Here is a 12,792-nt window from a genome sequence, read left to right on the forward strand (position 1 = left end):
TCAATAAGGAGAGTTGGGATGGATGGTGACTACTTCACCAACTCAAAATCACCCGGTTTCCAGGTTTTGTCGAACCAAGGCTCCAGTGGGCCATAGAGGCGTAGTAGGACGTTGTAGCTTTTTCCGGGAATCGTTTGGATCCAATTACCCTCTTGCCCTGCTGGTGCCTTTGGCCCGAACCAAACGGTATAAGAGTCATCATCGTTTGGCTTAATGGACGGACTGTTGCTGTCCAGCCCAGCTAACTTTTGATCAGTCTCGAGCATCGAACGATGTTGGCCGGAATAGACCATGAAGGACCAGAAGTTGTTCACTGGAATCGGCGCGGGCAAGGTGACTTTATACGTCTTTCCGCCATCGAGGTAGTCGCCCTTCGCGTCATGGGGAGTAAACGCATAGGACGATCCTGTGCCTACTTTCGGCGTGACCATGGCAGGGGTAATGCCAGTAGCAACAAAGTGCATGATAATGCGATCATCGAGAACCATCTCTCCGTTGTTCATGAAGTCATGGCCACCGCTAAAGGACGTGTACCATCGACGATCCGGATAGTAATAGAGCGCTGCGTTGCGTGGCCTGAAAGCGAGGGCTCGCGCCGAAGCATTGCCGATTGCCGCAGATTAGATTACGCGAGGCAAAGAAAGATGACCAAACTCAGCGAATACGTGAAGACCGCAGGCATGATGAAAATGTTCAGGATAATCGGTATCACAATGATCTTGGTGGTGGGTCGGTGCGTGGTAAGCCGGGCCGCTGATGAGCCGAACTTTCGCGCGATGGGCGTGCCTGCGGAGATTTCCATTTGCGAATCGGCTGATTTGCTGAGCAGGCTTCAGCTGACTGGCGAACAGCAGGAGCAGTTGCAGGATGTTTTGGGCGACGGGAAGGCTCGGTTTCTGACTGCGAAGTCCAAGTACGAAGCTCGACCTGCCGCTCAGCAACGCGGCCCGTACGAGCGGCGGCGTGACAATCTGCTAAGGAATGCGATCAGCGATCTGCTGGATGACGGCCAGCATCAGCTGTTTCATCAGATGCTGGCTTTGAACTTTCAGTCTCCCGTTCAGGCGAGTGGGGCGTTTCGGTTTAACCTGAAACTGACCGAGAAGCAGCATGAGCAGTTGCATGAGCTGGAAACTCAATGGATCCAGTATGCGCTGGAGCAGGTGCCTTGTCGCTACCGGTATCCGCGTCACACGGAGGAGCGGGACATCAGCAAGTACGGACCACTGTTGAAGTACGGGGCGGACGTGGCTCGGGTGGCCTGGGATTTTGTCCCACGGCGGGATGAGCAGTGGAACCGAATCCTGACCCCGGAGCAGGCAAAGCGCTGGAAGCAGCGGGAACTGCAATCGATCTTTCCGTTCGCTGGATTTGACATCTTGCAAATGGATTTTCGATCTGCTCGAGAGGATCGAAAGCCCTTGGATACGGGGACGTGGATGGATAATAACGTGCCGTACCTGACGCCTCCCGTTGAGGCATTGCAGTGGAGCGAGGAGCAGTTGAAAAGCGTGCAGAAACAGGTGCGGGCGGTCAGTTTTGGGTCGGAGGCATTGCCGTCAGACCCAGCGGAGCGAGCGGCTGTGCTTGCGGAGCGTCAGCAGCAGGTACTGGAATGTATGCGACAGATTGAGCAGATCATGACCGCGGAACAGCGAGCGATCTTCTGGGATTTGATCGGAGAACCTGCCGCAGGCAATCGTTTGCTGCAGAAAATGAAAGCCAATAGCGAAGCAACGGCCGGACCGGCGAAGCTACAACCCGATGCGGTCCGCGAGCAGCGATAAGGCAACCCACTGCGTTCCCTGAGACGCAACAGTAACCTGAGGCTCGTCTGTTTCGTCCTGAAGGGGTCGGCCAAAATAGCGCCGATCCTGAAGGCAGGCACTCGACAGCACGACAACAAAAGGAAAAAGATGAAACAACTAATCGCAATTGCCACGATGTTCCTGTGCAGCGCGGCCCTCCTACCTTCTTCGCGGCAAGCCGTAGCCCAGACGCCGGAGTCGCAAGTCTCTGCCGAGTGGAAGGCCCTTGGATGGACACTGCCCAAAAGCTTTTCCCCCGATAAGATTGCCCTCTTCAAAGGACTCAACGCAGCCCGCGGAACGTGGTCGTTCAAGGCGGAGACCGTTGATGGCGATACCACCACCGCCCGGACAGGCAAACTCGTGATCACGGGCGGTTCGCAAGGGGGCATGGCATCGACCTGGAACCTGATCTGGTCATGGCCCGTCGAGAATCCGCAACACGCAATCGTCGAGAATATCGTGGCGATGCCCGAATATCAAAACCAACAATTCGGCCTGATGCTGGTCCGCTTTGGACCCGTGAACTATTCCGAGGCGCAACTCGAGCAAAAGCCAAAGGTCCTACCAACTATCTTGATGGGGCAATGGGATGCGGAAAAACAGACAGTCAGTTGGACCCGGCGGGGTCTGCCCGGAAAACAGGGCAATAAGGCGGTCACGAAGGAGGATGTGCCGGCACCGGCATTTGAGATGGTGGTCACCCGCGACGGAAAGATCTCCATTCAGAACAGCGAGAATCTGCCTGCCGGACAGATCTCGATGGGTGGGGCGACAGCCCGCACAGGTGAAGCGCCCCAGAAACCTGAGGAGCCTGAATTCCTGACCGGCATGCACCGCTTTCAAAAAGGATCCGAACTCTCCGATCCCCGGATCATGCGCTACCTGCCGGCGGAAGCCACCGACATCAGACTGATCAGCGATCGTAACGGGCACATGGCGCATTACCGCATCTCGGCGGAGGCTTTCGACACGTTCCTCGCAAGAGTCTGGGAGCGCTATCGGAAAGAACGTGCCGCCGAGCCGAAGCGGTGGGTCGACTACAGCGAGGCAAGTATCACCGCAGCGCTCAAAGGCTCTCCGGTGGGCCGCTACGAGCCGAGGGTTCGCTCAACGGAAATCATCTTTGACAAACCCATCGTGTGGGAGCCGCTGGAGAACGCGACAAGCTATGAAGGACCGCGCAGGAGGAGTGCCGCCGGGGCGACTTACTACTTCGACCGAGAGACAGGCATCGCCTGCCATGAAGCCGGCTACTGGTAATAGCCACAGCCGAACAACCCACTGAACGGTACGGCGTATCGCCGCTCGTTGGTCCGTAGGACAGGAAGGCGTGGCGGGTTGGTAGCGGGGGTGCCGGCGAGCAATCGAGTGTTTTCGCGTTGCCTTCCCTCACAGAAGCCAACCTTGGGGGGGTGGGACCGAAAGAGCGAAGCCAACACCTCTTAACCCAGGGCCGGTGAGACTGAGAGACGGCCGAGAGTTTGGGGCAGAATCGAGGCGTCGGAGGGCAAGGCGTGTGAATGGAGCGGGTCGCGCGCGGTGACGGAAGAGAGCCCCCATTCGTCAACGAACCGTCGCAAACCCTTGCGGATCCTGGAGATTGACCACCCCGTCTCTCCCCCAGCGCAAAGCAAAACCCCGCGGTCGCTTTATCTCGCTACCGTGGGGTTCAAGTTGCGGGAATGGGATTCGGATCAGCGAATGCGGGGTTATGGACAGCCTTAGCTTTCGCTGCTTCGGTGAAAACGACCTCGTGCAATTCGCGTTCTCGTTTCGTGCAGTAGGTTGGACCATCTCGAACGCACGAAGCAATCTCCGTTGGGCGCTTCAGTGTCCTCGGTCGTGAGACACCTCTGCGAGTTTTGCCGTGGGCTTCAAGCTAGCGGCCGATGCAACCGACAGCACTTCGAAAAGCGCGTTCGCGGCATCGGTCGCTGCACGGAATGCGGAAAGAAAGGCGTTGAGATTCGCCTCATCTCCTTTTGGCTCACGTCCTTTGGGGTGGACATGCCGCCCTTACCTTCCGCCTCTTAGAGGCAAGGCTCAGAGTAGGGGCGCTCAGTACCCGACTTGCAGGATGAATGCACGATTTGATGTATGAAACGTATGCGAGCGAGAAAATGCGTTTGCACCGGAATAATTGCCGGCCTTCTTTTTTGCTCTCCACCGTAACCAATCCATACTCCCGCGCTATATCCTTCCTGACCAGCCGGAATTGATGCCCGGAAAACGAACGGAAATACATGCCCGGAAAACGACCAGAACCATCCTTCGAATTCGTTCAGCTTCTGACCAGCCATCAGAGCCGACTATACGCCTATGTAATGTCGCTTCTTGGCAACCGCAGTCAGGCGGAGGATGTCGTGCAGGAGACCAATGCCGTTCTTTGGCGTAAGGCGCATGACTTCAAACCCGGCACTAATTTCGGTGCCTGGATGCTCAAAGTTGCCTACTTCCAGGTCATGGCTCACCGCCGCAGACTCACCCGGGATCGCCTTGTCTTCGACGATGACCTTCTTCAAGGCATCGCTGAAGAGGCGGAGCAGCAGTGCGAGTGGCAGGGAGAAAGACAACGACGTCTGGGCGACTGCATCGAGAAACTAACCCAGCGGTACCAGGAACTCATCCGCCGTCGATACACCGAAGGTGCCACTCTGAAATCCATCGCCGCTCAAAGCGGTCAGTCGGAGAACTCAATCAAGCAGGCCCTTTTCAGAGCGCGTGCCGCTTTAATCGAATGCGTCAAAGGTCAGCGCCCGGAGGAAGCTGTATGACAGAGCAAGAGAATAAAGAACTGGAGTCTCTCCTCATGGAAATTACGGAGGGCGAGCTTTCGTCGGAACAAAGTCATCGTTTGGCGGAGGTGATTCGCCAGCATCCGGAGGCGAAGCAGCAGTACCTCGAATACTGCCAGATTCACACCATGTTGGCATGGGAACACGGTCTGTTGGTGGATCTTCAGTTGCTGGATCCTTCCGACACGCCCGCACCTCCCTCCGTTTCCTTCGGCTCTTGGAAACCACTGGCCGTGGCCGCTGCACTGGTGCTGGCCGGAGTGATCCTGTGGTCACCATGGGACGCACCATCCAAAATGAAACCAGGCGAAACGGTCGCTTCTTTGACGCGCAGCGTGGCCGCCAGCCTGGAACTGTCCGGCGCTTCGTCTGAATTCAACACTGGCAGCCCCGTACGAATCGGCAGTTACCAACTCGACGAAGGCATTGCGCAGATCACCTTTGAATCAGGTGTCGAAGTGGTCATCGAATCACCGGCTTCTTTCGAGATTCATGGCCCTGAGTTCATGATCTTGAATGAAGGACGTCTGGCGGCCAATGTCACTCCGGAAGGTGTCGGCTTCACCGTGGAAACGCCCGATGCCGAAGTGGTTGATTACGGCACAGAATTCGCCATCGAAGTCGTGGGCCAGCGCAGCACTGAAGTCCACGTGTTCAAAGGGGAAGTGGAAGTCCAACCCAAGCAGCAGGATACCGCGATCGCTCCCGTTCGTCTGGTCACGAATCAGGCGACTCGCATCGATCACTCGACTCTCATCCCTCTCGGCATCTCCGTCGACGATCAGAGATTCCTCAGAAGTCTCGATGAGCCGGAGCCAACCTATAGTGGACAAGTTCGTGAGCTCCTGCCGCTCGCTTACTATCGCATGGGGGTCATGGACGACGGGCATACCTTGAAGGATGCTGCCAGAGGTCATGGAAATACGGCCTCCGTCGTGAAAGGCGATACGCGGCGCCAACCATTCGCTCCGGGCCGTATCGGTTCATCGCTTCGTCTGGGTGGGCCTAAGGCGGGAGGGTATGCGCACATCTCCTCTGCCCTCGAACTCCCAACAACCGAGTTCACTATCATGTCTTGGATCCGCACCCAGACATTACCAAGGAAGGCGGTTCTCGTCTCCGACATGAATCTCTCGGGCGAAGAAACACTTCGCTTTGGGTTTGTGGGCGATCATGGGCATCTGGGCCTCACCATCGCCAATGCAATGCGGACTCTACAGATCGTGGATTCGTCACCTTTACCTCTCGAAGACTGGACGCATGTTGCTGTCGTCAAGACGACGGAAGAGTTGCGGCTCTACAGAAACGGAGCCCTCGTTTCCTCCCAGTCCTTAAATGGGTTTCAAGCACAATCGCACAACCCTCTCAGCATCGGGGGAATCCCAAAAGATTCAGGCGTCAAGAAACGACGTCAAAGATCGGGCTTCTGGCACGGACGGATCGATGAACTTGCCTTCTTCGGATCAGCTCTGACCAGCGAACAGATTGAAAACCTGTTTCAGCTCACCCCATCCATCTAAACCTTGAACAGACCTGAATGATAACCATGAGACTTCGAGACGCACTGAAAACACTGACCCTCAGTTTGGTCGGACTGTCCTCCATCGCCTTGGCGGACGAGAAACCGAACATTGTTATCATTCTCACCGATGACCAGGGCTATGCCGATGTCAGCTACAACCCGCACTCTCCGCCAGAAGTCAGCACACCGAATATCGATGCCCTCGCGCATTCGTCCACCATCTGCACTCACGGCTATACCAGCGGTCACGTCTGTTCGCCGACTCGCGCCGGACTCATGACGGGTCGCTATCAGCAGCGATTCGGAATCTATACAGCGGGCGAAGGAGGCTCCGGCGTCCCACTTGATGAGGTGTTCATTCCTCAGCGACTGAAGCCAGCCGGTTACGTCTCTGGCGCACTGGGCAAGTGGCATCTAGGACTCACTGAAGAATACCACGCCATGAATCGAGGGTTTGATGAGTTCTATGGCTTCATGGGACGTGGGGCACATCCCTACTTTGACCACTCCGACATGGATCACCCCATTTATCGTGGTCTCGAACCCATCAAAGAAGAAGGCTATCTCACCACTCGAATCACCGAGGAAGCGGTCGATTTTATCAACCGTCACAAGGAAGAGCCTTTCTTTCTCTATGTCGCCTACAACGCCGTGCATGCACCACCGGAGGCACCGGAAGAAGACATCAAGAAAGTCACGGGAGACGAAACGCGTGACATTCTGATGGCAATGATCAAGCACCTCGATATGGGAGTCGGGGAGATTGTCAGTTCGCTGAAGAAACACGACATCTTTGATAATACTCTGCTGATCTTGCTGACGGACAATGGCGGCAGCGGCGCCATGCACGCCAACAATGCACCGCTTCGTGGCTTCAAGCAGACGGACTACGAAGGCGGCATTCATGTCCCCTTCATTGTCTCGTGGCCGGCTCAACTGGAAGGCGGGAAGAAGTGCGACGTTCCTATGTGGTCGACTGATCTGTTTGCCACGGCTCTCGACGCGGCTGGGCTTCCCATGCCAAAGGACAAGCCTCTGGACGGCAAGAGCATCCTGCCCGCCCTCAAGGGTGAAACCGACAAACTCCACGACGAACTGTACTGGAGTTCTGCGGGCGCCAATGGAAAGTGGGCCATTCGCAGCGGGAATTGGAAGCTGGTCGCCGAGAAGAAACGTATTGAGCTCTTCAATCTTGAAAAGGATCTCAGCGAAACGACAGACCTCGCTGCCAAGCACCCGAAAGTCGTTTCCCAGCTCACGACCAAATACAACACATGGCTCGACGAAATGGCGGACCCGATGAGCAAGCAGGGCAAACGCTGGACCCCGAATGCCGGAGCACTCGCCAAAAACGCGCCAGCCAAGAACATGACGAAAGAAGAAAAGAAAGCAGCACGCGAACAAGCGAAAGCCGAACGCATCAAAGCACGCGAAGCAAAGCAGGACAGCCAAACTCCCGAATCATCCAAATGATCCGCCCTGTAGGAAGCGCGGTCCACCACACATCCTGATATCCAAAAACCTCACCATGAAAACCTTAATTTCAATTTCGATCTTCTTCTTGTCGGCGATGGTTGCCACCGTTGCTCAGGCGGAGCGTCCGAACATCATCATGTTCCTGATCGACGATCAGAACCCATCGAGCGTCGCCGCGTTTGGGGGCGATACCTACACTCCCAATCTCGACCGCATGGCAGAGGAAGGGATGAAGTTCACCCGCGCTTACGCCAGCAGCTCGGTTTGTACGCCTTCTCGATACAGCTTCCTGACCGGTCGGTTCGCTGGTAACTCGCACAGCGAGCTCTACCTCGATGCGGTCGGTGGCAAAGAGAATCAGGGGCTTCCTAACTTCAATGTCGCACTGGAACGCGACAACATGAACGTTGGAAATGTTCTCCGTGAAGCCGGTTACACAACCGGATTTGTCGGGAAATTCCACCTTGGTTCCAAGTTGGATTTTCCAGAGTTTTACAAAGGCAAGGACGGGTGGATCAATATTCCCAGAGACGCCAAGCCTGGGCCGAAAACCTCCGCCCAGTTCCAACACAACGAACGCTGGATGCGTCGGTATCTCAAGACGCTCGGCTTTTCGTGGGCGAAGAACGTCTACCCGGAAAACTTGCATTCTCCCTATTCGATGCACAACCCAGAGTGGACGACGGTGGCAGCTCTGGAATTCATTGAAGAGAACAAGGACGGCCCCTTTTACCTTCATCTTTGCAGCACCCTGCTGCACGGGCCGGATCGGTCCTGGCGGAACTCCATGGATTACCCGCTTGTAACCGGCGAGGGGGAAGTTGAGAGTCTTCCCGAAGTCATGACGCCGCGCGACGAGCTTCTCAAGACAATCGCTGAAAAAGGTTTCGATCCTGATAGCCAAGTGGCTGGCGAAGCGTGGATCGACGATTCGCTCGGGGCGATTCTCCGGAAGCTCAAGGAACTCGAAATCGATGACAACACGCTGGTGATTTTCGCGCCGGATCACGGTCGCGATGGCAAAGCATCCGTCTTTTCACACGGTGGTTGTCAAGTGCCAATGATCATGCGTTGGCCAAAGGGAATCGCCGCAGGTCAGGTATGCGAAGAACTCGTCCAGAATATCGACCTTGTTCCCACCTTCTTCGAACTGGGTAAAGCGGAGAAACCGGAAGCTTACCGAGTCGATGGACAGAGCCTCACCCCGCTTTTCGAATACGGAAAAGCCAAAGACTGGCGGAACCATCTTTATCTCGAAATGGGAGCGGCGCGGGCAACGGTCACGAAGGATTGGTCCTACATTGCCGTTCGCCACACCAAAGAACAGATCGCTGCGATCAAGAAAGCCTCGCCGCAGAACTTACCTAAAGCCATGTCCTACATCGGGCGTTTGGGCATCGGAATTAGAGGCGCAGATCGCCCAGGGTTCTTCGACGAAGATCAACTCTACAACCTGAAGAGCGACCCGAAGGAGATGAAGAACCTGGCTTATGAGAAGGCTCATGCCAATCGCATCGAAGAGATGCGAGATCTCATGCAGCACGACCTCGAAGTCATTGGTCGTCCTTTCGGAGAGTTCATTCCTGGAGGGAACGCCGCCGAACCGGGCCAGATCGACAAGCAGATCGAGATCGTTAAACAAATCGAAATCCAGGGCAAAAAGATAAACGTACCAGCAGCGTTGAGAAAAAACCTGGGAGTTACCGACGAACCGGTTCCCGACGACAAAGCGGACAAGAAAGCGACACGCGAAGCGCGCCGAAAGGCTCGCATAGAAGCCAAGTCAAAGAAGAAAAACGAATCGGGCAAGTAATCCCATGAGATTTCTTTTCACGCTGTTTCTTCTGAGCCTGCCCGCAGTTGCCTGGTGCACTCACGGCCATGCCAAGGAGTTGCCGAATTTTGTGTTCATCATGACTGATGATCAGGGATACGGCGATCTGGGCTGCTATGGACACCCGACCATCAAGACGCCAAACATCGACGCGCTGGCTGCCCGTGGCGTGCGTTTTACCGACTTCTATGCGCGGCAGAAATGTTCTCCGGCCCGGGCATCGCTGATGAGTGGTGCCTACAACTTTCGGGTGGGTATAGGTTCGATCGTCTATCCCCACTCCAGTGTTGGCATGTGCAAGGAGACCGTCACCATTCCGGAAGTGCTGAAGGAGAAAGGGTACACCAGTGCTCTGATTGGAAAGTGGCACTTGGGGCATGCGCTCGGATATCTACCGACAGATCAGGGCTTTGACTCCTACTTTGGAGTTCCGGGAACCAACCACGGCGATGCGATGAATCATGGGTTGCCGGTTGCCGACGGCTTTAAACCGGGCGGAGGTTTGACGATGGAGGATTATCAAGCCGATGCCGACAAGGGGACTCACGGACGTTCAACGGTCCTGATGCGAGATGCTCGAGTGATTGAGTGGCCGACGGACATCACGCAACTGACCAAGCGTTACACTCTCGAGTCGGTCGAGTTCATCAAAGAGAACAAGGGCAAGCCGTTCTTTCTCTACATTGCTCACAACACACCACATCACCCTTTCACTGTGGATGCCTCGTTCCGGGGCAGGAGTGCCCATGGTCTCTACGGGGATATGATCGAGGAGATTGACTGGTCGGTAGGCGAAGTCCTCCAAGCGCTCAAAGAAAACGGCCTCGAGAAAAAGACGATTGTCGCTTTTACCTCGGACAATGGGGCGGATTCAAAGCCTGACCGAAACGGCAATGTAGAGAAAGGGTCGAACCTGCCGCTCAAAGGTTGGAAGGGTAGCAGCGAGGAAGGAGGTGTTCGCGTACCGTTCGTCGTCAGCTGGCCAGGAACCTTGCCGGAAGGAAACGAGACCGGGGAAATGGCATCACTGATGGACATTCTGCCTACCTTTGCTGCGCTTGCAGGGAATGAGCCGAAGACCCCTCAAAAGATCGACGGCAAGAATATCTTCCCGATCATGCAGTGTCTTCACGAGGCAAAGTCGCCGCATCCGTACATCTACTATGCGGGCAATCTCCCCAAAATAACCGGTGCGCGCAATAGCCGCTTTAAACTGACCAGCAGAGGCAACCCCGCACTCTACGATCTTCAGTCGGAAATTGGAGAAACAAAAGATGTTGCGGCGGAACATCCGGAGGTCGTGCAGGAGCTTGAAGCCGCGATCGAGGCCTTCCAAAAGGATCTCGATCAACACTCGCTGGAGGCGCCGTTCGACGCCGGCCAAGCCGCCTATTTGAAGACGAGAGAGAAAGAGTCTTCCAAGAAGAATCGCGAGAAGAAAAGATGAAAGCTAATTGGTTACTACTCGCTGTTTTCTTCGTCGCTCCATTGCGGGCCGAAGCGGCAGATCCTCAAGCAGGCGACAGGCCCAACTTTGTCATCGTGCTGGGGGACGACGTCAGCTGGTCCAGTTTTGGCTGTGTTGATGGGGGCTTGTTTACCCGGACGCCGAATATCGACAAGCTTGCTGGCCAGGCGGTTCGTTTTACGAATTTCTCATGCTCCTCCGCACAGTGTGCCCCTACGCGGCACGAGCTCTATACAGGATTGCTGCCACCGACCAGTGGTGTTTACAGCAATGGCAGTAAACCCAGGGGAGACTATCAAAACATCGCGAACTACCTGGGAGATTTAGGCTACAAGGTCGGACTGACCGGGAAGACCCATTTCGACGTATCGGATTTCCATAAGATTCCCGGCTTCGAAAGCAACGGGAATCATAGCGCCCCTGCTTGGGAAATGAGTGGGGTGAAACAGTTCATGGAAACATCTCAATCAGAGAATCAACCATTCTGCGTGGTGGTTGCATCTGTGAATGCCCATCACCCATGGACCGTTGGTGATCCGTCCAATTTTCCCCTGGATCAGATCGTCGTTCCGCCCCACATGGTGGATACTCCGATGACGCGTGAGGCATTGGCGATACACGCGGCTGAGGTGGAAGTTCTCGACGATCAGGTTGGCGCCACCATGAAGTTGCTGGACGACATGAAGCTGTCCGACAACACGGTGTTGATCTTTTTGAGTGAACAGGGAACCGCCTTGCCGAACGGCAAATGGTCGATCTATGACTACGGAACTCGGGCGCTCTGCCTGGTGCGTTGGCCGGGGAAAATCGAGCCGGCCGTCACCGACGCAGTTGCTATGTATTGTGACATCGCTCCTACGTTGGTGGACATTGCCGGAGGAGAGGCTCCTGCGATTGACGGTAAGAGTTTGTTATCCGTGTTGCAAGGAGAAACCTCTCATCATCGCGACCATGCATACCTGGTCCATCAAGCGGGCGGTTATACGCAAAGAGCCATTCGCAACAAGGAGTTCAAACTGGTTTGGAATCCTGAACGAGAGGTAGACTACTACCTCGATGTCTTGATGAAGCCCAACAGCGGTAAGACCTTTGCCAAAGCATGGAGTACCTGGCTGGAGAAAGCACAAACGGATCCTACAGCTCAGGCAAAAATCGACCGTGTGGTGAAGCATCCTGAGTTTGAACTTTATAACACCAAGAATGATCCGTGGGAGTTGAACAATCTCGCCGACAACCCTGAGTACACTAAGAAACTCCGGGAGATGCACGCACAGCTGAGAGCCGAGATGGAGATGCTCAATGATGCGTTCTCAACGGTAGATCCCAAGAACGCCAAGAGGGCCAAAAAAGGAAAACCCGAACGACCGAAGCGGGCCGAGCCGACGGAAAAGCCGGAACCCTCAAAGCTGACTGATAAACAGAAAAGAAGGGAAACCAGGAAGCAGGCGAGGCAAAAAAATCAGTTGCCCAAGAGATACCAAGGGCAAGATCTGCCACACTAGTGATGGACCTAAGCCTCTGACTCCCTATTCAATTATGACTCCCGTTCTTCATTCGATCGCTTCACCGACGCGGCTTTCCACGTCTCCTTTGTGCATTCGGTTGGACCAACTTCAGCATCGAACGAATCGACCAAACTGCGGTCGGTGTCGGAGACCGAAGCGAGTTTGCTCGATCTGCATCGGTGTGTTCACCGACGCGAGTTGACGTGTTTGCGAACTCGCTTCGGCCGATGCAACCGCCCGCAGGTAGACTTGTTGTGTGACGAGCGGCTAAGGGCTGATAATCCACCCTATAGATCCCCGGGGCAGGGTGCCAATGTGGCGTGCCTAGCCCGGATTATTCACGTCCCCTCATCGGTGATGGGCAAATTGCTTGAAATTGAG

Annotated in this window: 9 protein-coding genes; 8 read left to right on the forward strand and 1 reads right to left on the reverse strand. The window is 55.3% G+C overall.

Annotation, left to right across the window (positions count from 1 at the left end; all coding sequences use genetic code 11):
* Positions 1-29 precede the first annotated feature (29 nt).
* Positions 30-503 (reverse strand): DUF1214 domain-containing protein, encoded by a 474-nt coding sequence (locus Poly41_RS27340; protein WP_197231679.1) that lies wholly within the window; start codon positions 501-503, stop codon positions 30-32.
* 141 nt (positions 504-644) lie between these two features.
* On the opposite strand from Poly41_RS27340, the gene Poly41_RS27345 reads away from it, so the two are divergent.
* From Poly41_RS27345 to Poly41_RS27380, 8 genes are all read left to right on the forward strand, one after another.
* Positions 645-1,787, forward strand: a complete 1,143-nt coding sequence (locus tag Poly41_RS27345) for a hypothetical protein (protein ID WP_146530538.1) — start codon at positions 645-647, stop codon at positions 1,785-1,787.
* A 129-nt stretch (positions 1,788-1,916) separates the two neighbouring features.
* Positions 1,917-3,071 carry a hypothetical protein gene (locus tag Poly41_RS27350; protein ID WP_146530539.1) on the forward strand — a complete coding sequence of 385 codons (1,155 nt, stop codon included), beginning with the start codon at positions 1,917-1,919 and terminating at the stop codon, positions 3,069-3,071.
* 983 nt (positions 3,072-4,054) lie between these two features.
* Positions 4,055-4,585 (forward strand): sigma-70 family RNA polymerase sigma factor, encoded by a 531-nt coding sequence (locus tag Poly41_RS27355; RefSeq protein WP_146530540.1) that lies wholly within the window; start codon positions 4,055-4,057, stop codon positions 4,583-4,585.
* Positions 4,586-4,620: 35 nt separating this feature from the next.
* Positions 4,621-6,126 (forward strand): LamG-like jellyroll fold domain-containing protein, encoded by a 1,506-nt coding sequence (locus Poly41_RS27360; protein WP_197231680.1) that lies wholly within the window; start codon positions 4,621-4,623, stop codon positions 6,124-6,126.
* 26 nt (positions 6,127-6,152) lie between these two features.
* Positions 6,153-7,601: a sulfatase-like hydrolase/transferase gene (locus tag Poly41_RS27365; protein ID WP_146530542.1), complete on the forward strand. Its 1,449-nt coding sequence runs from the start codon at positions 6,153-6,155 to the stop codon at positions 7,599-7,601.
* A gap of 55 nt (positions 7,602-7,656) precedes the next feature.
* Positions 7,657-9,417, forward strand: coding sequence for a sulfatase family protein (locus Poly41_RS27370; RefSeq protein ID WP_146530543.1), 1,761 nt, complete (start codon positions 7,657-7,659; stop codon positions 9,415-9,417).
* Positions 9,418-9,496: 79 nt separating this feature from the next.
* Positions 9,497-10,885 (forward strand): sulfatase family protein, encoded by a 1,389-nt coding sequence (locus Poly41_RS27375; RefSeq protein ID WP_197231681.1) that lies wholly within the window; start codon positions 9,497-9,499, stop codon positions 10,883-10,885.
* Positions 10,882-12,408: a sulfatase family protein gene (locus Poly41_RS27380; RefSeq protein ID WP_146530545.1), complete on the forward strand. Its 1,527-nt coding sequence runs from the start codon at positions 10,882-10,884 to the stop codon at positions 12,406-12,408. Before Poly41_RS27375 ends, Poly41_RS27380 begins: the two co-directional genes overlap by 4 nt.
* Positions 12,409-12,792: the final 384 nt, after the last annotated feature.

The organism is Novipirellula artificiosorum (assembly GCF_007860135.1).
GTDB classification, from domain to species: Bacteria; Planctomycetota; Planctomycetia; order Pirellulales; family Pirellulaceae; genus Novipirellula_A; species Novipirellula_A artificiosorum.